This window comes from Allobosea sp. (assembly GCF_017308075.1).
Taxonomy (GTDB): domain Bacteria; phylum Pseudomonadota; class Alphaproteobacteria; order Rhizobiales; family Beijerinckiaceae; genus Allobosea.
In genome coordinates this window covers 102,965-124,783 of the sequence record NZ_JAFKFX010000029.1, presented here as the reverse complement: position 1 = coordinate 124,783, position 21,819 = coordinate 102,965, and the positions used below count along the sequence as shown (strand labels likewise).

General features: G+C 68.6%; 22 protein-coding genes. 14 read left to right on the top strand and 8 right to left on the bottom strand.

All coding sequences use genetic code 11. The features are described from left to right. Positions 1–59: 59 nt before the first annotated feature. The 3 genes from J0J10_RS11125 to J0J10_RS11115 all read left to right on the top strand — a co-directional run bounded on the left by J0J10_RS11125 (position 60) and on the right by J0J10_RS11115 (position 2,948). Complete coding sequence (locus J0J10_RS11125) at positions 60–758, top strand: hypothetical protein (RefSeq protein WP_291646557.1); 699 nt, start codon at positions 60–62, stop codon at positions 756–758. After that, positions 758–1,540, top strand: a complete 783-nt coding sequence (locus tag J0J10_RS11120) for an SDR family NAD(P)-dependent oxidoreductase (protein ID WP_291641289.1) — start codon at positions 758–760, stop codon at positions 1,538–1,540. Before J0J10_RS11125 ends, J0J10_RS11120 begins: the two co-directional genes overlap by 1 nt. Before the next feature lie 163 nt (positions 1,541–1,703). Next, entirely contained in the window at positions 1,704–2,948 is a 1,245-nt protein-coding gene (locus tag J0J10_RS11115) for an amidase (RefSeq protein ID WP_291646556.1), read from the top strand. Positions 2,949–3,422: 474 nt separating this feature from the next. Here J0J10_RS11115 and J0J10_RS11110 read toward each other — a convergent pair whose 3' ends face one another. Next, a complete protein-coding gene (locus tag J0J10_RS11110; protein WP_291646555.1) occupies positions 3,423–3,746 on the bottom strand; it encodes a hypothetical protein in 324 nt (107 codons plus the stop codon). Between the two features lie 183 nt (positions 3,747–3,929). Here J0J10_RS11110 and J0J10_RS11105 point away from each other — a divergent pair, with 183 nt between their 5' ends. The 3 genes from J0J10_RS11105 to J0J10_RS11095 all read left to right on the top strand — a co-directional run bounded on the left by J0J10_RS11105 (position 3,930) and on the right by J0J10_RS11095 (position 6,496). Continuing rightward, positions 3,930–4,919: a TIM44-like domain-containing protein gene (locus tag J0J10_RS11105; RefSeq protein WP_291646554.1), complete on the top strand. Its 990-nt coding sequence runs from the start codon at positions 3,930–3,932 to the stop codon at positions 4,917–4,919. Between the two features lie 141 nt (positions 4,920–5,060). Next, positions 5,061–5,867, top strand: coding sequence for a 4-hydroxy-tetrahydrodipicolinate reductase (dapB, locus tag J0J10_RS11100; protein ID WP_291641304.1), 807 nt, complete (start codon positions 5,061–5,063; stop codon positions 5,865–5,867). 8 nt (positions 5,868–5,875) lie between these two features. Further along, a complete protein-coding gene (locus tag J0J10_RS11095; protein WP_291646552.1) occupies positions 5,876–6,496 on the top strand; it encodes an alpha-ketoglutarate-dependent dioxygenase AlkB family protein in 621 nt (206 codons plus the stop codon). Between the two features lie 69 nt (positions 6,497–6,565). Here the strand turns inward: J0J10_RS11095 and grpE are convergent, their stop codons facing one another. Together grpE and J0J10_RS11085 are read right to left on the bottom strand one after the other, a co-directional pair. Beyond that, positions 6,566–7,174, bottom strand: a complete 609-nt coding sequence (grpE, locus tag J0J10_RS11090) for a nucleotide exchange factor GrpE (protein ID WP_452116901.1) — start codon at positions 7,172–7,174, stop codon at positions 6,566–6,568. A 91-nt stretch (positions 7,175–7,265) separates the two neighbouring features. Further along, positions 7,266–10,022: a [protein-PII] uridylyltransferase gene (locus J0J10_RS11085; RefSeq protein ID WP_465247195.1), complete on the bottom strand. Its 2,757-nt coding sequence runs from the start codon at positions 10,020–10,022 to the stop codon at positions 7,266–7,268. A gap of 322 nt (positions 10,023–10,344) precedes the next feature. Here J0J10_RS11085 and J0J10_RS11080 point away from each other — a divergent pair, with 322 nt between their 5' ends. The 5 genes from J0J10_RS11080 (at position 10,345) to J0J10_RS11060 (ending at position 14,466) form a co-directional block, all read left to right on the top strand. Further along, positions 10,345–11,319: an aliphatic sulfonate ABC transporter substrate-binding protein gene (locus J0J10_RS11080; RefSeq protein WP_291646550.1), complete on the top strand. Its 975-nt coding sequence runs from the start codon at positions 10,345–10,347 to the stop codon at positions 11,317–11,319. A 19-nt stretch (positions 11,320–11,338) separates the two neighbouring features. Further along, a complete protein-coding gene (locus J0J10_RS11075; protein WP_291641275.1) occupies positions 11,339–12,169 on the top strand; it encodes an ABC transporter permease in 831 nt (276 codons plus the stop codon). 10 nt (positions 12,170–12,179) lie between these two features. After that, on the top strand, positions 12,180–12,962 hold the full coding sequence (locus tag J0J10_RS11070) for an ABC transporter ATP-binding protein (protein ID WP_291641273.1): 783 nt from the start codon (positions 12,180–12,182) through the stop codon (positions 12,960–12,962). A 173-nt stretch (positions 12,963–13,135) separates the two neighbouring features. Further along, the gene (locus J0J10_RS11065) at positions 13,136–13,861 is read left to right on the top strand and encodes an ATP-binding cassette domain-containing protein (RefSeq protein ID WP_291646548.1); all 726 of its coding nucleotides are present in this window, start codon (positions 13,136–13,138) and stop codon (positions 13,859–13,861) included. Positions 13,862–13,956: 95 nt separating this feature from the next. Then, positions 13,957–14,466, top strand: coding sequence for an OsmC family protein (locus J0J10_RS11060; RefSeq protein WP_291641269.1), 510 nt, complete (start codon positions 13,957–13,959; stop codon positions 14,464–14,466). Positions 14,467–14,475: 9 nt separating this feature from the next. On the opposite strand, the gene J0J10_RS11055 is transcribed toward J0J10_RS11060, so the two are convergent. Beyond that, the gene (locus J0J10_RS11055) at positions 14,476–15,717 is read right to left on the bottom strand and encodes an MFS transporter (RefSeq protein WP_291646547.1); all 1,242 of its coding nucleotides are present in this window, start codon (positions 15,715–15,717) and stop codon (positions 14,476–14,478) included. 78 nt (positions 15,718–15,795) lie between these two features. After that, the gene (locus tag J0J10_RS11050; protein ID WP_291646545.1) at positions 15,796–16,980 is read right to left on the bottom strand and encodes a DNA recombination protein RmuC; all 1,185 of its coding nucleotides are present in this window, start codon (positions 16,978–16,980) and stop codon (positions 15,796–15,798) included. A 105-nt stretch (positions 16,981–17,085) separates the two neighbouring features. Here J0J10_RS11050 and def point away from each other — a divergent pair, with 105 nt between their 5' ends. The 3 genes from def (at position 17,086) to truA (ending at position 19,444) form a co-directional block, all read left to right on the top strand. Then, positions 17,086–17,619 (top strand): peptide deformylase, encoded by a 534-nt coding sequence (def, locus tag J0J10_RS11045; RefSeq protein ID WP_291641263.1) that lies wholly within the window; start codon positions 17,086–17,088, stop codon positions 17,617–17,619. Between the two features lie 153 nt (positions 17,620–17,772). Next, on the top strand, positions 17,773–18,702 hold the full coding sequence (gene fmt / locus J0J10_RS11040) for a methionyl-tRNA formyltransferase (RefSeq protein ID WP_291646543.1): 930 nt from the start codon (positions 17,773–17,775) through the stop codon (positions 18,700–18,702). A 4-nt stretch (positions 18,703–18,706) separates the two neighbouring features. Then, positions 18,707–19,444, top strand: a complete 738-nt coding sequence (gene truA, locus J0J10_RS11035; protein ID WP_291646542.1) for a tRNA pseudouridine(38-40) synthase TruA — start codon at positions 18,707–18,709, stop codon at positions 19,442–19,444. Positions 19,445–19,474: 30 nt separating this feature from the next. On the opposite strand, the gene J0J10_RS11030 is transcribed toward truA, so the two are convergent. From J0J10_RS11030 to J0J10_RS11020, 3 genes are all read right to left on the bottom strand, one after another. After that, complete coding sequence (locus tag J0J10_RS11030) at positions 19,475–20,062, bottom strand: hypothetical protein (RefSeq protein WP_291646541.1); 588 nt, start codon at positions 20,060–20,062, stop codon at positions 19,475–19,477. A gap of 67 nt (positions 20,063–20,129) precedes the next feature. Beyond that, positions 20,130–21,329, bottom strand: a complete 1,200-nt coding sequence (dapE, locus tag J0J10_RS11025) for a succinyl-diaminopimelate desuccinylase (RefSeq protein ID WP_291646540.1) — start codon at positions 21,327–21,329, stop codon at positions 20,130–20,132. Next, the gene (locus tag J0J10_RS11020) at positions 21,326–21,754 is read right to left on the bottom strand and encodes a DUF805 domain-containing protein (protein WP_291646539.1); all 429 of its coding nucleotides are present in this window, start codon (positions 21,752–21,754) and stop codon (positions 21,326–21,328) included. Before J0J10_RS11020 ends, dapE begins: the two co-directional genes overlap by 4 nt. Positions 21,755–21,819 lie beyond the last annotated feature (65 nt).

Here is a 21,819-nt window from a genome sequence, read left to right as displayed (position 1 = left end):
GTATACGGACGGAAGCGGGCCGAGTCAACGCGCCCGGCAGAGAGCCTGACGGAGGAAAGATGAGTCTGGCGGGTGAGGGGGCGGTCGCGATCTGGCACGACATCGCGCCGGAGGGCAGGGCGGATTTCTACGCCTGGCACGGGCAGGAACACATGCCGGAGCGGGTCGGGATTCCCGGCTTCCTGCGCGGCCGGCGCTATGTCGCGATCGAGGCCGATCTCGAATTCTTCAACCTCTACGAGGCCCAGACCGTCGAGGTCCTGAAGGGCCAGGACTACACGGCCCGCGTCAATGCGCCCACGCCTTGGACCCTGTCGGCGGTGAAGCATTTCCGTTCGGTCGCCCGCTCGATCTGCCGTGTCGCCCACGCGGCCGGGCCGGCTCAGGGCGGCCTGATCGCGACGCTGCGCTATGACGTGCCGGATGAGGCTGCCGAAAGCCATAAGGCCGCGCTGCTGCGCGGTCTCATTCCCGATCTGTTGGCCCGGCCGGGCGTCGCGGGTCTGCACCTGCTGACGGCCGATGCCCAGGCCAGCGGCGTCGCCACCGCCGAGCAGAAGGCGCGCGGCGTCGCCAATGCCGTGCCGCGCTGGGTGCTGCTGCTGGAAGGCTGGGGCGACGAGGCCGATTTCATCGCGCTGGCCAAGGCCGAGCTCGCCTCCGACCGGCTGGCGGCGCTCGGCGGCGAGGCGCCTTTCACGCTCGGCCTCTACCGCCACCAGATCACCCGCACCAAGACGCAGTGGAGTGCCGGCTGATGAGCGTGCGCTACGATCTTTCCGGCCGCTGCGCCATCGTTACCGGCGGCGCCGGTGGGCTGGGGCGAGGCATCGCCCGGGCGCTTCTCGCCGCCGGGGCGAGCGTCGAGCTCTGGGATCAGGATGCCAATGCGCTGACCGAGGCTGTCGTCGATCTCGGCCGCCGTGTGAGCCGGCGCCAGCTCGACATAAGGGTGGCCGGGGCGGTCGAGGAGGCGGCGCAGGCGGCCTTCGCCAGCCATGGCCGGATCGACATTCTCGTCAACAATGCCGGCGTGCTCGGCGAGGTGAAGCCGATCTGGGAGACGACGCCCGAGAATTTCCAGCGCGTGCTCCAGGTCAACCTGTTCGGCACCTATCTGGTGACCCGCTCGGTGGTCGGGCTGATGCGCCGCCAGGCGCCGCGCTCGCCCGATGCCGGCGGTCATCCCCTGCGCGGCCATGTCGTCAACATCGCCTCGATTCAGGGCAAGGAAGGCATGCCGATGGCCAGCGCCTATTCGGCCTCGAAGGCCGGGATGATCGCGCTGACCAAGAGCGTCGCCCGCGACACCGCGACGGACGGTATCATGGTCACGGCGGTGACGCCCTCGGCGGCCGAGACGGCGATGGCGAAGGAAATCTCCGCCGAGCGCCGGGCCGAGATCATGGCGCGCATTCCGATGGGCCGTTTCGTCGAGGTCGACGAGGTCGCCCGTATGGTGCTCTGGCTCTCCTCGGACGATTGCTCCTTCTCGACCGGCGGCATCTTCGATCTCTCGGGCGGGCGGGCGAGCTACTGAGCGCCCCGATCTGAGGCTCTCATGGCCTGGCGCATCGGCGCGGGGCCATGCGCCAGGCTGCTGCACGGCCGCGCTTTGCCGGCTACCGCAAGCCGGCGGCTTCGTGCCAGCATGCCCGGGTCCGGCCCGATCCTGCGGCCGTCAAGCCATCCAGGAACCTGCCATGCTTTCGGTTCGCGATATTGCCCGCCGCGTCGCCAATGGCGAGGTTTCGGCCCAGGCCGCCCTTGCCGAGAGCGAGCGCCGCATCGAGGCGCGTGATGGCGAATTGCGCGCCTTCGCCAGCCGCCCCCAGGTCTTGGTGCCGGGCGAAGGTCCGCTCGCCGGCATCGCCTGCGGCGTCAAGGACATCATCGACACCGCCGATCTGCCGACCGGAATGGGCTCGCCGATCTATGAAGGCTGGCAGCCGCGCGCCGACGCCGCGATCGTCATGGCGCTGAAGGCGGCCGGCGCGACCGTCGCGGGCAAGACCCAGACGACCGCCTTCGCCTTTCTCGATCCCGCTCCGACCCGCAATCCACATGATCCGACGGCGAGCCCCGGCGGCTCTTCGGCCGGCTCGGCCGCGGCGGTCGCTGCCGGGCTGATCCCCCTGGCGATCGGCACCCAGACCGGCGGCTCGGTGATCCGCCCGGCCGCGTATTGCGGTGCCGCGGCGATCAAGCCCTCCTACGCCCTGCTGCCGACAGTCGGCGTTAAGCCCTATTCCTGGTCGCTCGACACACTCGGGCTGATGGCGGCCAGCGCCGACGATCTCGGCTTCGCCCTGGCGGCGCTAACCGGGCGGCCGGAGCTCGACGCCGCCGAGGCTTCCTTGCAGGGCCTCCGGCTCGGCCTCAACCGCCAGGAATTCGCCGAGGCGCCGGAGCCGGCCTGCGAGCGGGCCCTGCAGCGCATCGCGGAGCTGGCGCGACAGGCCGGCGCGAGCGTCGTCGATCTGGCTGCACCGGCCGCGCTCGGCGATGCGTTCCGGGCGCATGGGCCCTTGCAGGACTGGGAGGCGACCCAGGCTCTGGGCTGGGAATATGCCAATCATCGCGAGGCCTTGCCGCCCAAGCTGCGTGCCTATCTCGACGAGGCGCGCCGGACCACGCCGGCCCAGTACGACGAAGCGAGACGCGTCGCGCGGCGCGGGCGCCATCTCACCGAGGCGTGGCTCGGCGAAGTCGATGCTATGCTGACCTATGCCGCGCCGGGCGAGGCGCCGGCGACGCTGGCCTCGACCGGCGATTCCCGCTTCAACCGGCTCTGGACCCTGATGGGAACGCCATGCGTGACCGTGCCGCTGCTGCGCGGCCCGCGCGGCTTGCCGGTCTCCTTCCAGCTCATTGGTCGCTTCGGCGAGGATGCGCGGGTGATCGCCGTGGCCAAGGCACTCGAGCGGCTGATCGTGGCGTCTGCCTGACGGAAGGTTGGCGGGAAGGTCAGCCCGTTCCGTCTGGAACAATATTGCATCGCAATAATTTTGGCGAAATGGTGGTGTCGGCTGCGTTAGTAGAACTTGCGAATACTAATGCCCGCTGCGGGAATGGTCTTTATCTTGACTATATACAAAGCAAGATATTGCTTTAACGCTTGATTAAGGTCATTGCTCTCGGGCGGTTCGGCTTCTCGCGCCGTTTCCGCTTGCGGCGCTCCGCGATTCTGCTAGTTTCCATGTCAGGTCAGTGACAAAGGAGGGTTCTATGAGCCTCGCGCTAAGTCTCGACCGGTTGGCCATGGGAGCGGCGTTTTTGCTCGTTCTGGCGATCGTGGTCGGAGCGTTCTGACAGAAGTCAGTCTGAAGTCTGAAGACCATTGAGACGGTTAGGAAGCGTCGCCGGAAGGATCCGGCGGCGCTTTTCCTTTTTCGGCCCGCTCGCCAGCGGGAAACGCGTGCTCAGCTCTCGGGGCAGGGATTCTCGCTCACTTCCCAGGACATCATGTTGATGACCCGGCCGCACAGGGCGAGGCGACGCCCCTTGGTGGTGCGGATGCAGGCGGTCGCGCCTTCGGCGATCTTCTTGCCGTCGCTCCAGCAGAAGCAATAGGGCTCGGGCGCCTGCGCCAGCCTCGGCCGGTCGAGCGCCTCGGCGTGCTCCTGCGCCCGCGCCGGCGGGGACTGCGCCTGGAGCGCCAAAAGCAGCAGCGATGTCGCGAGAGGCGCGGCGAGGCGTGACGCCGTCGCGCCGGTGCGGTGCAGCCTCCGAAGGACCCGGATCATGGCCTGCTCCTTTCGTTCGCTGCCGGAGCGTAACGAAGTCGAAAGCATAGCACGGCGCACAGGCCATCCAAACCGGCCATGTCCCGCGAAAGCCGGCTTTTTCGGAGAGCCTGTCTCCTTGCGAAAGTCGTACGACCTCTCCATATTTGCGCGAAGAGGGCCAATCCGGCCCCGGGAGGGACCATGTCTTTGATTTCGCTTGCCCGGCGTGGCCGGGCCGTCGCTCTTGTAGCTGGCGCGCTGATGCTCGTTCCGGTTCTGGCCGAGGCCCGCCCCGGTGGCGGCAAAGGCTTTGGCAGCCGCGGCTCGCGCACCACGCAGCAGGTAGCGCCGACCCAGACGGCGCCGACCGGCGCTGCGCCGATGCAGCGTACCGCGACCCCTGCGCCCAGCGCTGCGGCGGCCGCCCCCGGCGCTGCCGCCGCCGCCCAGGCGGCGCGTCCGTCCTTCGCCCGCAACATGATGATGGGCATCGGTGCCGGCCTGCTCGGCGCCGGCCTGTTCGGCCTGCTCTCGGGCGCCGGCTTCGGCGGTCTTGCCGGCATGCTCGGCATGCTGTTCCAGGTGGCGCTGATCGGCGGCCTGATCTGGCTCGCGCTGCGCTTCTTCCGTCGTCGCGCGCAGCCCCAGCAGCAGTTCGCTGCGGCCGGCGCGCCGCTCGATCGCGCGCCCTATCAGCCCCAGCAGGAGCAGCCGCAGGCGGCCCAGCGCATGGGCGGCATGATGGGTGGCATGGGTGCGGCGACCGCTGCGGCCAAGCCCGTCGAGTTCGAGCTCGCGCCAGCCGACTACGGCAGCTTCGAGCGTCTGCTCAACGACGTCCAGATCGCCTATTCGAACGAGGATCTGGCCACGCTGCGCCAGCTCGCTACGCCTGAAATGGCCGGCTATTTCGCAGAGGACATCGCCGAGAACGCCAGCAAGGGCCTCGTCGACCGTGTCGCCGACGTCAAGCTGCTGCAGGGCGACCTCGCGGAGTCCTGGCGCGAGGCCGGCGTCGAATACGCCACCGTCGCCATGCGCTTCAGCTCGCTCAATGCGCTGGTCGAGCGCGAGGGTGGCCGCGTCGTCGAGGGCCACGCCACGATCCCGCGCGAGGTCACCGAGCTCTGGACCTTCCTGCGTCCGCGCGGCGGCCAGTGGCAGGTCTCGGCGATCCAGCCGGCCGAGTAAGGCCAGCTTCACCTCCAATCGGAACGGCCGGGTTCGCCCGGCCGTTTTTCGTTTCGGCCGGCGCCGAAGCGGCTTATAGGCATTCGCGGCGCCCGTTCGGGTGCAGGCTTGGCTTTTCTGGAGCGTTTCATCATGAGCGATATGCGCCTCGTCGTCGTCGGCGCCGCCGGCCGGATGGGCCGCACGCTGATCAAGGCGGTCGCGGAGACGCAGGGCTGCGTGCTCAGCGCCGCGATCGAGCGTCCGGGCTCGCCTGCGATCGGTCAGGATGCAGCGGTTCTGGCCGGGCTGCCTGCCAGTGGCGTCCTCGTCACCGACGATGCCCTGCCGGCCTTCGTCGAGGCCGAGGGAGTGCTCGATTTCACCTCGCCAGAGGCCAGCGTCGCCTTTGCCGGCCTCGCCGCCCAGGCCCGCATCACCCATGTCGTCGGCACCACCGGGCTGGAGCCCGGCCATCTCGCCCGGCTCGAGGCGGCTGCCCGGCACGCCGCGATCATCCGCTCGGGGAATATGAGCCTCGGCGTCAATCTCCTGGCGGCGCTGGTGCGCAAGGTGGCGGCGACGCTCGGCACCGACTGGGACATCGAGATCGCCGAGATGCATCACCGGATGAAGGTCGATGCGCCCTCGGGCACGGCCGTGCTGCTCGGCGAGGCCGCTGCGGAAGGGCGCGGCGTCGATCTCGCCCAGGCCCGCGTCGCCGTGCGCGACGGCCAGGTCGGGGCGCGTCCGGCCGGCGCGATCGGCTTTGCCGCCCTGCGCGGCGGCACCGTGGTCGGCGATCACAAGGTGATCTTCGCCGGCGCCGGCGAGCGCCTCGAGCTCGCCCATGTCGCCGAGGATCGCAGCCTGTTCGCGCAGGGCGCGGTCAGGGCGGCGCTCTGGGGCCGCGGCCGCAAGCCCGGTCTCTATTCGATGGCCGACGTGCTCGGCCTCGACAAGTTCTGAGCCGGACGGTGCCGCTCGCGGTCGCCCCCGGCGTCACGCATTGGCCGGGTTATTTCGACGCAGGTGAGCAGGCGGCGCTGGTCGCCGAATTGCGCGAGGTCGCGCGGCAGGCGCCGTTCTTCACCCCGCGCATGCCGAAGACGGGCAAGCCCTTTTCGGTCAGGATGACGAATTGCGGCGTGCTCGGCTGGGTCTCGGACGAGGGCGGTTATCGCTACCAGCCCAACCATCCCGAAACCGGCGAGCCCTGGCCGGCCATGCCTTCGCGACTGCTGCAGGCCTGGGAGGAGCTCGCGGGCTACCCGCTTCCGCCACAGGCCTGTCTGATCAATTTCTACGAGCCGACGGCGAAGATGGGCCTGCACCAGGACCGCGACGAGGAGGATTTCGCTGCTCCGGTCCTGTCCCTGTCGCTTGGCGACACCGCGCTGTTCCGAATCGGCGGCACGGTGCGCGGTGGAAAGACCGTCTCGCTGAAGCTGGCCTCGGGCGATGCGCTCGCCTTCGGCGGCGCGGCGCGGCTGGCCTATCACGGCATCGACCGCATCCTGGCCGGTTCGTCGAGCCTGTTGCCGCAGGCCGGGCGGATCAATCTGACCCTGCGCCGGGTGACAAAGCCGCGGGTCTGATTCTCGACGGTTTGGCCAGTGGATCGATGCCGGCGAGGGCGGCGCTGTCGCTCGCCCTCGCGCCGTCGTTCAGTTGCCGGAGGCGGGCTTGTCCCCGGCTTCCGCCGCAGGGGTCTCGTTCACGGCAGGCTTCGCGCCGCCAGCAGAGACGCCGACCAGGGCCGGACGCAGCACGCGCTCGCCTATCTTGTAGCCGGTCTGCACCACCTTCGAGACCAGGCCCTTTGCGATGCTTTCGTCAGGCGCCTCGAACATCGCCTGGTGCAGGTTCGGGTCGAATTTTTCGCCCTGCGGCTCGATGCGGCGCACGCCATGGCGCTCCAGCGTCTTGAGCAGTTCGCGCTCGGTCAGTTCGACGCCTTCGACGACGGCCTTCAAGGCGGTGTCGGCGGCGGCCTCGGCCGTCGTCGGCACGCTCTCGATGGCGCGGCGGAGGTTGTCGGCCGAGCCCAGCATGTCGCGGGCGAAGCTGGTCACGGCATAGGCCTTGGCATCGGCGATCTCGCGCTCGGTGCGACGGCGCAGATTCTCCATCTCGGCGAGCGTGCGCAGCAGCTTGTCCTTGAGGTCGTCACGCTCGGCCAAGGCGGCGGCGAGCGCGTCGGGCGCCTGGCCCTCGGTCTCGACCTGGGCTTCCGTCTCGGGCTTGGGATCGTCCATCGCAGGGTTCTGCGTCATCGCGTCATCAAACTCCGGTCATGCAGACTCTCAGGAGCGGGGTTTCACCCGCCTCTGTTCGAGGCCGATATCGGATTTCGGTCGACCGAAATCAAGTTCGGGCCATCGCTTTGCTCTTCGTGGCCTTGTCATGGTCGAAGCTGAAGACGGCGAGCAGCGCCTGGCGGATGATCAGCTGGCGGGCGGTGGTGGTGATCTTCGCACCCGTCAGATCGGTGACGTAGAAGACGTCGACGGCCTTCTCGCCGAAGGTGGCGATATGGGCCGAGGCGATGTTGAGGTTGAGCTTCGAGATCGCGGTGGTCAGGTCGTAGAGCAGGCCCGGGCGGTCGAGGCCCGAGACTTCGATCACCGTGTGGCGGGTCGAGAGCACGTTGTCGATGACGACTTCGGGCGCGACCTGGAAGGTCTGGCCGCGCGGCGGCGGGGCGCGGCGCTGCGCCACCAGATCGGCGATCTTGATCTCGCCCTTGAGCGCGCGCTCGATCGCTGCCGCGATGCGCTCGGCCCGGCGCAATTCGTCGTCGTCGCGCTCGAAGGCGCGTGAGACGAAAATCGTGTCGAGCACGAGGCCGTCGCTGGTGGTGAAGATCTGGGCGTCGACGATGTTGCCGCCCGCCGCGGCGCAGGCGCCGGTGACGATGGCGAGCAGGCGCGGATGGTCAGGCGCCAGGATGGTGAGTTCGGTGACGCCACGGAAGCGATCGGTCTCGACCCGCGTCGCCGTGGTGCGGCCGGCCGCCTCGGCCGCGTGCAGGAAGCGGGCATGCTGCTCCTGCCGGTCGAGCTCGACCTTGAGCCAATAGGCCGGGTAGTGCCGGGCGAGATAGGCCTCGCGCGCCGCCGGCTCCCAGTCGGAGAGCCTTGCGGCGAGTGCGTCCTGCTTCAGCTCGACCCTGGCCTTGCGCTCGATCGCCGAATGGCCGCCGGCGAGCACCATCTCGGTCTCGTAATAGAGCGTGCGCAGGAGCTGGCCCTTCCAGCCGTTCCAGACACCGGGGCCGACGGCTTTGATGTCGGCGACGGTGAGCACGAGCAGCAGCTTCAGCCGCTCCAGCGATTGCACGGTCGCTGCGAAGCTCTCGATCGTCTTGGGGTCGCCGAGATCGCGGCTCTGGGCGACGGTCGACATCACCAGATGGTTCTCGATCAGCCAGACCACGGTCTCGGTCTGCGCTTCCGTCAGGCCGAAGCGCCGGCAGAGCTTGCGGGCGATGCGTGCACCGGCGATCGAATGATCTTCCGGTCGCCCCTTGGCGATGTCGTGCAGGAACAGCGCGACATAGAGCGCGCGCCGGTTGGCGATGCTCGGGAAGATCGCATTGGCGAGCGGATGCTCGGCCTCGAGCGCTCCGGCGTCGATCTCGGCGAGGATGCCGATCGAGCGGATCAGGTGCTCGTCGACCGTGTAGTGATGATACATGTTGAACTGCATCATCGCGACGATGCGGCCGAAATCCGGGATGAAGCGGCCGAGCAGCCCGGATTCGTTCATCCGCCGCAGCACCGCCTCGGGCGAGCGCCGCGCGGTCAGGATCTCGACGAAGATGCGGTTGGCCTCGCGGTCATGGCGCAATTGCGCCGTGACCAGCCGGAGCGACTGCGTCACCAGCCGGCTGGTCGCCGGGTGGATGGCGAGGTCGTCGCGGCTGGCGATCTCGTAGAGTCGCAGCAGGTTGACCGGGTCGCGCTTGAAGGCGTCGTCGTCGACGACGCCGAGGCGCTGGCCCTTCAGGGTGAAATCCGGGTGGCCGAGCGCGCGCACGCGCTTGCGCTTGGTCAGCGAGCCGAGCAGATGCGTCAGGCTGGCGCGCGGCTTCTGCTGGCGCGCTTCGAGCGCGGCGCAGACGATGGCGGTGAGATCGCCGACATCCTTGGCGGTGAGGAAATAGGCTTTCATGAAGCGCTCGACCGGCGCCAGTCCGCTCCGGCCGGCATAGCCGATCGCCGCCGCCACCTGGCGCTGCAGGTCGAAGGACAGGCGCTCTTCCGCCCGGCCGGTGATGAAGTGCATCCAGCAGCGCACCCGCCAGAGGAACTCCTCGGCGCGCTGGAAGATAGCGAGCTCGCGGGCGTCGAACAGGCCGGCCTCGACGAGATCAGCCGAATTATCGACGCGATAGGCGTATTTCGCGATCCAGAACAGGGTGTTGAGATCGCGCAGCCCGCCCTTGCCGTCCTTGACGTTGGGCTCGACCAGATAGCGCGAGGCGCCGGCCCGCATCACCCGCGTCTCGCGCTCGGCGAGCTTCGCCTCGGTGAAGGCGGGAGCCGTGCCCTCGACCACTTCCGCGCCGTAGCGCCGCAGCATGTCGGCGAACAGCGTCGCATCCCCGGCCACCAGCCGCGATTCCAGCAATGCGGTGCGGATCGTCATGTCGCCGCGCGCCTCGCGGATGCAGTCCTCAACCGAGCGGACGGAATGACCGATCTTCAGCTTCAGGTCCCAGAGCGGATAGAGCACTGCCTCGACCACGCTCTCGCCCCAGGCCGTCTGCTTGTCCGGGAACAGGAAGAGCAGGTCGACATCCGAGCCCGGCGCCAGCGTGCCGCGGCCATAGCCGCCGACGGCGACGACCGCCATGCGTTCGCCCGAGGACGGGTTCTGCACCGGGTAGAAATGCCGGGTCGCCGCGGCATGCAGGCTGCAGACCACGGCATCCATGCTGGCGGAGAGCCGCTTGGCGCAAGCGAGGCCGTTGCGGGTGCGGACGAGCAGTTCCTTGGCCGAGGCGCGGCCTTCCTCGAGCGCGTCGCGCAGCGCGGGGACGAGGACGGCGCGGAGCGCCTCGGGGCCGCCACGGGTCTGCCGCGCCAGCCTGGCGACGGCCGCGGCCGGGTCCTCGATCAGCTCGGCCAGTTTCGGGGCAGGCTTGTCGTCGATGGGCGGCACGGTGGCGCTTTCGCGGCGGAGGATCAGGTGCGATCCCTAACACGTCGGCGCGCCATGGCGGAAATCGTTATTGAACGCATATTGTATGTGAATAATGGGTAAGCCGATTTTTGAAAGTGTTGTTTGACAAAAAGAACATGTGAGCCTAAAAACCGGATACGCGCCGATTTGAGCCACCAGCTTGCGGGCGCGAAACAAGTGCAGCTAAAGCGTGGGGCGCGGGAGGCCCGGCAAGGCCTCCGATCCCTTCGCAGCCATGTGACGAAAGGGAAACGCCATGATCCGGACCTTGCTTCCGAACCGCCGCGCCGTGCTTGCCGGCCTTGCCGCTGTCACCATCGCAGCCGGCGCCGCTTTGGCCCAGGCGCCGAAGGAAATCCGCGTCGACTATGCGACCTACAATCCGGTCGGCCTCGTCCTGAAGGAGCGCGGCATCCTCGAGAAGGCGCTCGAGGCCGATGGCATCAAGGTCCGCTGGGTCTTCTCGGCCGGCTCCAACAAGGCGCTCGAATTCCTCAATGCCGGCTCGCTCGATTTCGGCTCGACCGCCGGCGCCGCCGCGCTGATCGGCAAGATCAACGGCAATCCGATCAAGTCGATCTATGTCTATTCGCGGCCGGAATGGACGGCGCTGGTCACCGGCGCCAAGAGCGAGATCACCAAGGTTTCCGATCTCAAGGGCAAGCGCGTCGCCGTCACTCGCGGTACCGATCCGCACATCTTCCTCGTTCGCTCGCTCGCCGATGCCGGCCTGACTGAGAAGGACGTCAAGCTCGTCCTGCTCCAGCATGCCGATGGCCGCCTCGCGCTGGAGCGCGGCGATGTCGAGGCCTGGGCGGGGCTCGACCCACTTATGGCGGCTGCCGAGGTCGAGAGCGGCGCCAGGCTCTTCCACCGCAAGGCGGCCGACAACACTTGGGGCGTGCTCAATGTCCGCGAGGAGTTCGCCGAAAAGAACCCGGAACTCGTCCGCAAGGTGCTGAAAGCCTATGAGGAGGCGCGCGCCATTGCCCTCGCCAACCCGGCCGAGGTCAGGAAGGCGCTGGTCGAGGCGACCAAGCTCTCCGATGCGGTGATCGAGCGCCAGCTCACCCGCACCGAGCTGACCCACAGCAATATCGGGCCGGCCCAGGCCGAAACCACCCTTGCCGCCGGCCTCGCTTTGCAGCAGGCCGGGGTGCTGCCCGCGAGCACGGATGTGAAGGCGGCGGTCGACGCGCTGCTCGACCGGCGCTTCGCCGCCACCAACTGAGTGGCGTGATCCTGCGACGATGAGCGCGATCGAGATCGGAACGGCGGCAGCGGCGCCCGAGGCCGTCCCGGCGAAGCGGGCGGGCCGGGCGCAATTGCGGCTCGCCGGGCTGGTGCTGCCGGTCGTGCTCGCCGTGATCTGGGAGGCGCTGGTCAGGGCGGGCCTCGCCAATGGCCGGCTGATGCCGCCGCCGAGCGTGGTCGGCGCGACGCTCTGGGAGCTGGCCGCCAGCGGCGAGCTCGCCACCCATGCCGCTGCGACGCTCTGGCGCGTCCTTGCCGGCTTCGGCCTCGGCGCCCTCGCCGGCACGGTGCTCGGCGCGCTGACCGGGGCGCTGCCCGTAGCGCGCGGACTGCTCGATCCGACCTTGCAGGCGCTGCGCGCCATTCCCTCGATCGCCTGGGTGCCGCTCTTCATCCTCTGGTTCGGCATTTTCGAGGCCTCGAAAGTGGCGCTGATCGCGGTCGGCGTCTTCTTCCCGATCTATCTCGGCGTCGCCGCCGCCATCCTCTCGATCGACCGCAAGATCGTCGAGGTCGGTCGCGTCTTCCGCCTCGGCAGGCTCGCCATGGTCCGGCGCGTGCTGTTGCCGGCGATCCTGCCGGACTGGTTCACGGCTTTGCGCGGTGGCCTCGGCCTCGGCTTCATGTTCGTCGTCGCCGCCGAGATCATGGGCGCGAGCGAAGGCCTCGGCTATCTCCTGGTCGATGGCCAGCAACTCGGCCGGCCCGCCACCATCATCGCTGCCATCATTTCCTTCGCCGTGCTCGGCAAGCTCGCCGACGGCGTGCTCGTCGCGCTCGCACGCCCCTTCCTGCGCTGGCAGGACACGGCCCGCGACAAGCTCTGAGGCCGTGGCGATGCTGACCTTCGACAACCTCTCCAAGACCTATGCCGACGGCACCAGGGCGCTCGCAGGCATCACCGCCGAGGTGGCGGCGGGCGAGATCCTCGCCCTCGTCGGTGGCTCCGGTTGCGGCAAGACCACCTTGCTGCGCCTCGTCGCCGGGCTCGACCGGCCGAGCGAGGGCCGGATCGTGCTGGACGGCAAGGCGATCTCCGAGCCGCGCGCCGATGTCGGCGTGATCTTCCAGGAGCCGCGGCTCTTCCCCTGGCTCAGCGTCGCCGACAATGTCGGCTTCGGCCTGTCGGAGCTCGCATCCGCCGAGCGCCGGCACCGCGTCGGCCATGCGCTCGAGCGCGTCGGTCTCGGCGGGTATGACAAGCGCTGGCCGCGCGAGCTCTCCGGCGGCCAGCAGCAGCGCGTCGCCATTGCGCGCGCCCTGATAACCCGTCCCAAGCTCCTGCTGATGGACGAGCCCTTCTCGGCGCTCGACGCCACAACCCGTGCCAGCCTGCACGAGCATCTGCTGGCGCTCTGGCAGGAGAGCCGGCCGACCGTGGTGATGGTCACCCATGATGTCGAGGAGGCGGTGACGCTGGCCGACCGGATCATGGTGATGCAGCCGAGGCCGGGCCGCGTCTTCGACGAGCTCGAGAACCCGCAGGCCCGGCCGCGTGACCACCTCTCGCCCGCCTTCGAGGCCGCCAAGCGCGAGGTGCTGCGCACGCTCGACCGTTCGCTGCGCGACGACCAGCCCCGGCAGCAGAAGACGGCGGCCAATGCCGGGCTGTGGTGGTGACGTCAGGCTTGCGTGTTTGACAAAGCGGACAATGAGGCCGTAATAAAGGATACGCGCCGATTTGAGCCTCAGCTTGCGGGCGCGAAATAAATGCCGCTAAAGCGTGGGAGACGAGATGACGGCCGTGGCCGTCGTGCGCTTTCCCTCCGCCTTGCTTGGGAAGGAAACGCGCCATGTCCGCCAAATCCAATGAGTCAAAGCTCTTCGCCGCCGGTTTCGACGCGGCTGCGCTGCGCCCGGCGCCGGGGCAGGTCGTCGCCTTGCTCGGCGGGCAGGCTGAAGGTCGTAGCGCTCTGCTGCGCGCTCTGGCCGGCCTCGATGCCGAAGCCGATCCGGTGCCGACAGCCGAACTGGGGCTGCTCGCTGCCCGGCCCGGCTTCTTTCCCTGGCTGAACCTTGCCGAGAACCTTGCATTCGGCCTCGCTGGCACGACGCCCTTCGCCCGCGAGGGGCTGATCGCCAATGCCCTAGTCAGGGCCGGCCTCGGCGGGTTGGCGGATCGTCGTCCGGGCGCACTCTCGCCGGTCGAATTGCAGGGGCTGGCGATCGCCCGGCTGTCGCTGCTGCGTCCGAAGCTGCTGCTGGTCGATGCGCCCTTCGCCGCGCTGGACGACGAGGCGCAGGAGCGTCTCGCCGAGCCTCTCGCGGATCTCTGTCGGCAGGGCCGCCCGGCGGTAGCGATCGCCACGGGCTCCGTCGAGGAGGCCGTCCGTCTCGCCGATCGGATTCTGGTCCTGCCGCAGGCGCCTGGTCCGCTCGCCTTCCGGCTCGACAATCTCCTGCCGTATCCGCGCGATCCCCGTTCTGTCGGCTTCGTCGCCCTGCGGCGCGAACTGCGCCACTCGCTCGAAAAGGAACGCGGTGCCGCGCTGCCGGAGCAGGCGGAAGTCGCCGCCTGACGCGGCAGCCAGAGACCCTGCCGAAAACCGCATCCACTTTCCTGCCCGATGCGGTAAATCCTGCCGGCATCCGTTTCGAACGAGGACAAGTCATCATGGACGTCACCGCGCTTCGCGCCCTCCAGGCCCCGCTCAAGGACAAGTATCGCGAAGCCCCCGACGCGGCCGTGATCACCCTCAAGGCCAAGGGCGAGCTCGACGACCAGCACATCGCCTGCAAGGTCGAGACCGGCCGCGCCATCGCGCTCGCCGGCCTGCACCCGGCGACCGGCGGCACGGGCGCCGAGCTCTGCTCCGGCGACATGCTGCTGGAGGCGCTGGTCGCCTGTGCCGGCGTCACGCTGAAGGCGGTCGCGACCGCGCTCGAGATCGAGCTGAAGAAGGGTGTCGTCCGTGCCGAGGGCGATCTCGACTTCCGCGGCACCCTCGGCGTCGCCAGGGACGCCGCCGTGGGATTCAAGGCGATCCGCCTGTTCTTCGACGTCGAGACCGACGCCCCGCAGGAGAAGCTCGACAGCCTGCTCAAGCTGACCGAGCGTTATTGCGTCGTCTTCCAGACGCTGAACGTCAAGCCGGAGCTGTCGGCGACATTGCAGACGGCCTGAGCCGCCGGCTCAGGCGGGCAGCGGACGCGGCGTTCCGTCCGCGTCCGTCGCTTCCGGCTCCTGCGAGATCGGCGCCGCCAGCGGGTCGATGATGGCGAAGGGCCGCTCCGCCATCTGCTCCGGCGGCGCGCGGTGCCTGATGCGCAGGCCGGCGACCGCGGCGAGCGCGACCGTCGCTGCAGCCATGAAATAGAGCAGTCCGTTGATGTCGAGCTGGCCCATCACCTGGGCGCCGAGGATCGGCCCCAGTGCCGAGCCGATGCCGCTGACCAGGATCAGCCGGCCGCTCACCGCCACGACCCGGTCCTGGGGCATGCGGTCGAGCGCATGGGCGACGCTGACCGGATAGAGCGTCGACATGAAGCCGCCGAGCAGGGCCGCGACCGGCAGCACGAAGGCGAGCCTCGGCGGCACGAGCTGGATCAGGAGGGCCGCGGCCGAAAAGCCGATCGCGAGCCCGGCGAGTACGACCCGCCGGTCGCCGCGGTCCGAAACCTTGCCGACCGGGACCTGGAAGGCGAAGCCGCCGAGCACCGCGACCAGCATGAACAGCGCGATTGTCTCCTGGGGAATTTCGTTGCGTGCCATCCAGGCGGGCACCAATGCGTAGAAGGCGCTGGTGACGATCCCCGATACGACGCAGCCGAGCACCGAGACCGGCGCCTGCCGGGTCAGCTCGCCATAGGGCAGTGAAGCCTCCGCCGGGAGCGCAGGTGCCTCCGCGCGCGTCGCGCTGACCATCATCAGCGCCAGCGCGAACAGCGCGATGATGATGAAGAACGGCGTCATAGAGGCGATCGGCAACGAGCCGATCAGCAATTGCCCGGCCGCCAGCGCCAGGAAGGTGCCGACCATGTAGATCGAGAAGATCCGGCCGCGCTGGTCCGGCGGAGCCTTGGCGTTGAGCCAGCTCTCCGTGGTGATGAACAGGCCGACGCAGCCGATGCCGATCGCCATCCGGCACAGGATCCAGCCGAGTGGCGAGACGAAGATCGCCATTCCGGCCGTGCCGACGACGACCATGCCGGCGAAGGCGGCATAGGCGCGGATATGTCCGATGCGCTGGATGATGCGGCCGCTGCCGACGGCGCCGGCCGAGAAGCCGATGAAATAGGCGCTGAGCACGATGCCGGTGAGTGTCGGGCCGAAACTCTCAGTCGTCAGCCGCAGCGACAGGAAGGTGTTGAAGAAGCCATTGGCGAGTTGGACGACGCTGGTTGCGGCAATGAGGGTTCCGATCTGGACGAGCACGCCGGGCGATCTCCTGAGCAGCGGGGGCGGGCTGCGCAGGACTACGCGGGAATGTGATCTTCAGATGGCGGTGCGGGTTTATTCTGCCGCTTTGAGCAGGGTTTCCCGCGCGAAGGGCAGGCTCGGCTGACTGCCAGGGCCGTCGTCGAACTCCAGCGCGCCGATTTTCTCGGCCCGGCCGGTGACCTTGCCGGCCGAGGTCTTGATCAGGCCGACATCCTCCTGCGCCTGGCGGAAATGCGTATCGAGCTTGTCGACCCGCTCGCCGAGGCGACGGACATCGTCGAGCAGTTTGCCGACCTCGGACTGGATCACCTGCGCTTCTTCGCGCATGCGGGCGTCGCGGATGAGCGACTGCATCAGCTGGATCGCCAGCGCCAGCAGCGAGGGCGAGACGATCATCACCCTGGCCCGGTGCGCCTTCTGGATCAGATCGTCGAAATGCTCGTGCAGATCGGCATGGAGCGCCTCCGAGGGCACGAAGAGCAGCGCCATGTCCTGCGTCTCGCCGGGCAGGAAATAGCGCTCGGCAATGTCCTTGATGTGCTGGCCGACATCGCCGCGTACCCGCGCCGCCGCGGCCTTCTTCTCCTGCTCGCCGCGCGCCGCGCGCAGTTGCGTGAAGCTTTCCAGCGGGAACTTGGCGTCGATGACGAGGCCGCGCCCGTCTCCCGGCAGGGTCACCAGGCAGTCTGGCCGCCGGCCGTTGGACAGCGTCGGCTGGAACGAGAAGAACGCGGCCGGCAGCCCGTCGCGGATGATTGCTTCCATCCGGCCCTGGCCATAGGCGCCGCGCGCCTGCTTGTTCGCGAGCACCTCCTTCAGCGTCACCACCTCGCCGGTCAGCTCGGTCAGGTTCTTCTGGGCGCTGTCGATCACGGCGAGCCGCTCCTGCAGCTTGCCGAGATGCTCGGTGGTCTGGCGGACATTCTGTTCGAGCCCGCTGCCGACCTGCTGGCGCAGTCCGTCGATCCGGTCGGCGACGAGTCGGGCGAGGTCGCCCTGCCGGGTCGAGAGGATCTCGGCCATGGTCTGCATGCGGCCGGTCAATTCGGCCTGCATCCGGTTCATCTCGGCGACCTTGTCGTCCATCTCGCGGGCGCGTTCGGCGGCTGCGCCCGCCTCCGCTGCGTGCCGCCTCCCGCTGCGCCAGGACGAGAGCAGCGCCAGCGACAGGAGCAGCAGGACGAGCCCGGCGAAGCCGAAGGCGGCCTCGCCCCAGCTGACGGGGCGTTCGAGCAGGAGGAAGGCGGTCTGGTTCATGCCGGCGATCCTATATCAACTCGAACAAAAGCGGAACAGTTTGACCGCTCCCGCACAAGTGCTTATGTCGCCAGAACCTTCATTATTCCTGCTCCAGAGCGCCCCATGGCCATTCGCCCCCTCGTCATCCTGCCCGACAGCCAGCTCAGGCTGGTCTCGGCGCCCGTCGCTTCGGTCACGCCCGATATCCGCAAGCTCGCCGACGACATGCTCGAGACGATGTATGACGCGCCCGGCATCGGCCTTGCCGCCATCCAGATCGGCGAGCCGGTCCGCCTCGTCACCATCGACGTCTCGAAGAAGAGCGAGGAGGACGAGGAGACGCCGAAGGCGCCGATGGTCTTCATCAATCCCGAGGTCATCTGGAACTCGGAAGAGATGAACGTCTACGAGGAGGGTTGCCTGTCGATCCCCGAATATTACGAGGAGGTCGAGCGGCCGGCCCGCGTCAAGGTGCGCTACATGAATCTCGACGGCGCGACGCAGGAGATCGAGGCCGACGGCATCCTCGCCACCTGTCTCCAGCATGAGATCGACCACCTCAACGGCATTCTCTTCATCGACCATCTGTCACGCCTGAAGCGCGAGCGCGTCACCAAGCGCTTCGCCAAGGCCGCCCGTCGCGAGAGCGCGGCCTAGGCCAGGGCGACGAAACACACCGTCATTCCGGACGAGCCGCGTGAGCGGCACCGCTCCGGAATCCATCGTAGAATGCCGGAGACCTTCGATGGCCTCCGGGTCTTCGCTTCGCTACGCCCGGAATGCCGGGCGCGTTTGGGGTAAATTCCGCGTATGAGCTTGCGCGTCATCTTCATGGGCACGCCGGACTTCGCCGTGCCCACCCTGACCGAGATCATCGGCCAGGGCCACGAGGTCGTTTCCGTCTATACGCGCGCGCCCGCGCCGGCCGGGCGCGGCATGGAATTGAAGCCGTCGCCGGTGCAGCGCACCGCCGAGCGCTTCGGCATCCCGGTCTTCACGCCGAAGACGCTGAGGAGCGCCGAGGCGGCCGAGATCATGGCCTCGCACCAGGCCGATGTCGCGGTCGTCGTCGCCTATGGCCTGATCCTGCCCAAGGCGATCCTCGAGGTTCCCGAGCTTGGCTGCCTCAACCTGCACGCCTCGCTGCTGCCGCGCTGGCGCGGCGCCGCCCCGATCCAGCGCGCGATCATGGCCGGCGACGCCGAGACCGGCGTCTGCGTGATGAAGATGGAGGAGGGGCTCGATACCGGCCCGGTCGGCATGGTCGAGCGCCTGGCCATCGACAGCGACGCCACCGCCGGCGACATGCATGACCGGCTCTCCGTGCTCGGCGCCGACCTGATGGTCAGGGCACTGGCGGCGCTCGGCCGTGGGGGCTTGCGCTTCACGCCGCAGGCGCAGGAAGGCGTCACCTATGCCAGCAAGATCGGCAATGAGGAGGCGCGGCTGAGCTGGACCAGGCCGGCGCAGCAGGTGCACGATCTCGTGCGCGGTCTCTCGCCCTTTCCCGGCGCCTTCGTCGAGGTCGATCTCGGCAAGGGCCCGGAGCGGCTCAAGCTGCTGCGCACGGCACGCGCCGGCGGCGCCGCCGAGCCGGGCACCCTGCTCGATGACGAGGGCACTGTCGCTTGCAAGGTCGGGGCGGTGAAGCTGCTCCAGGTCCAGCGCGCCGGGCGTGCGCCGATGAGCGGCGGCGAGTTCCTGCGCGGCGCCCGGCTCAGCGCCGGTGCGAAGCTCTAGCGCGATGCCGCGTTACAAGCTCGTCATCGAATATGATGGCGGCCCGTTCTCGGGCTGGCAGCGCCAGCTCAACGGCCCCTCCGTGCAGCAGAGCGTCGAGGAGGCCGTCGAGGCCTTCTGCGGCCACCCCGTGCGGCTGCATTGCGCCGGGCGCACCGATGCCGGCGTCCATGCCACCCATCAGGTCGCCCATGTCGAATTGGAGCGCGAGTGGCGCACCGATGTCGTGCGCGACGCCAGCAATGCCAGGCTGAAGCGCCTGCCGGTCGCGGTGCTGAGCGCCGAGGCGGTGCCGGACAGCTTCGACGCCCGTATCTCGGCGAAGCGCCGCTATTACATCTATCGTATCCTCGACCGCCGGGCGCAGCCCGCGCTCGATGCCGGCCGCGTCTGGCATGTTCCGGTCCGGCTCGATCACGAGGCGATGGACTGCGCCGCCAAGGCTCTGCTCGGCCATCACGACTTCACCACCTTCCGCGCCGCCGAATGCCAGGCCAACAGCCCGCTGCGCACGCTCGACCGGCTCGATTGCCGGCGCGAGGGCGCCGAGATCGTGGTCTACGCCCATGCCCGCTCCTTCCTGCACCATCAGGTCCGCTCCATGGTCGGTTGCCTGAAGATGGTCGGCATGGGGCGCTGGCCGGAAAACAAGGTCGGCAAGGTGCTGGCGGCACGCGACCGTTCGCAATGCGCGGCGCTCGCCCCGCCCTGCGGGCTTTATCTCGACGGTGTCGACTACTGATCCGCGCTTCCGCGGCCCGAGGCTTGAGGTTCAGAACCCGGCGAGTCCGAAAGTCCTGATGATCGCGTAATCGGCGAGCAGGCTCGCGCAGGCGATCGCCCCGGCAATACGGGATTCGGCACCGAACGTGGCGCGCGCCACGCAATAGCGCAGCCGCAGGATGATCGTGCCGAAGGCGAGGGCCTGGATCACCGCGATGCCGCCATGCGACCAGCCGAGTGCGAAGACCGCGGCAGGTACCGCGATCAGCCCGGCTGACAGAATGCTCGCCCAGTTCCAGGCGATGATGAAGCCGGTGAAGCGCGGGGATTGCCGCAGCCCCGGCACGAGCAGCACGAGAAGAGCCGGCACGGTGATGACGGCCAGAAGCTGGGCTGCGATCACCGAGGCGAGCAGGAGAGGGGCGTCGAAGAGGCGGCCGGTGTTCGGCAGGCCGGCCAGCACCCGCTCGGCCGCCAGCACCGGGATGATCGCCGGAACCGTCAGGACCAGCGCCAGATAGGAGCGCCAGAATCCGTCGCGGGAAAGGTCGAGATCGGGCAGGGCCTTGGCGTCGGCCGAGAGCAGGCGCCATGAGGCCCGCAGCGAGCGCGTCACATCGTCGGCAGCAAGCCTCATGGCCAGACCCTCCGGGTTCGACGGCATTAGACTTTCGTCTAAAGCATGTCGAGCCGGGAAGGTTCCGTCAAGCCGTGGGTGCTGCGGCGAAATAGGCGCTCAGCAGGCGATGGGTGATCCGCTCCAGGGCCGCGAGATCGACGAGGGCGACGCGTTCGTCGATCTGGTGCATGGTCTGCCCGACGACGCCGTATTCGACGACCGGGCAGTAATTCTTGATGAAGCGTGCATCCGAGGTGCCGCCTGTCGTCGAGAGCGCCGGGCGCTTGCCGGTCTCGGCCTCGACCGCGTCGGCGACCATGGCGACGAAGGGGCCGGGCTTGGTCAGGAAGGCGACCGCGTTGGTCGGCTCGAAGGTGATCTCGTAGCGCACCGTGTTGCCGGCCGCCTCGCGCAGCCGGCGCTCGATCTCGGCGGCGAGCGTCTCGGGCGTCCAGAGATCGTTGAAGCGGATGTTGAACACTGCCTTGGCTTGCGCCGGGATCACGTTCGATGCGGGGTTGCCGACATCGAGCGTCGTCACCTCGAGATTGCTCGGGTCGAAATGCTCCGTGCCGGCGTCGAGCGGGCTCGCATCGAGCCCGGCGAGCAGGCGGACCATGCCGCGGATCGGGTTCTGCGCCAGATGCGGATAGCCGACATGGCCCTGCACGCCGGCGACCGTCAGCTTCCCGGTCAGCGAGCCGCGCCGGCCGATCTTGATCATGTCGCTCATGTTCGCCGGATTGGTCGGCTCGCCGAGCAAGCAATGGTCGAAGCGCTCGCCGCGCGCTTTCGCCCATTCCAGCAGCTTGACCGTGCCGTTGACGGCCGGGCCTTCCTCGTCGCCGGTGATGAGGAAGGCGACCGATCCGTGCGACTGCGGATTCTCGCGGCGATAGCGGATCGCCGCCGCCACCATCGCAGCGAGGCCACCCTTCATGTCGCAGGCGCCGCGGCCATAGAGGACGCCGTCGACGATCGTTGCCGCGAAAGGATCACGCGTCCAGGCGGCGAGGTCCCCGGGCGGCACGACGTCGGTATGTCCGGCGATGACGAGGACCGGTCCGTCAGCACCGATCCGGGCATAGAGATTCTCGACATCCGGCATGCCGGGCGCCGAGAACACCGGCCGGTCGACCGTGAAACCCTCCGCCGTCAGCACGGCGTCGAGCAAGGCGAGCGCGCCGCCTTCGGCAGGCGTCACCGAGGGGCAGCGTATCAGCGCCTGGGTCAGGGCTACGGGATCGGCGGCGTCGAAGGCGGGGGCGGTGCTGTTCTGGCTCATGACGCCGGTTTAGCAGCAGCCCTCTGTGCTGCAAGCTGCCGATCGGGCCTGGCGCCCGGCAGCAGGCCGAGATCGACCAGCGCGATCAGCCAGGCGATGGTCGAGATCGCATCGAGCGAGGGACGCCAAGCATAGCCGAGATGCGGCTGCAATTCGGCCGGCAGCACGATGGCGCAGACGAGAAAGATGCCGAATTGCGCCGAGCCGCCGCGGTCGGTGGCGCGCTTGGCGGCCAGGGCCGCCCAGGGGAACAGCGCGAAGGCCTTGGTGAAGGCGATGATGCTCATCGCCATAGGCATCTCGACCAGGCGCGGCGCCGCCCATTGCACCAAGAACAGGCAGAGCGCCAGCGCAATGCTGCCGAGCCAGAACTGGCGCAGGCCGATGCGGCCATCGAGATCGGTGAACAGGCGGATGACGGACATGAGTTGGGCTCCGATCACCAACCTTGGCACGTCTTGGCCGCGAAATGAAAGATATGGTGAATGAA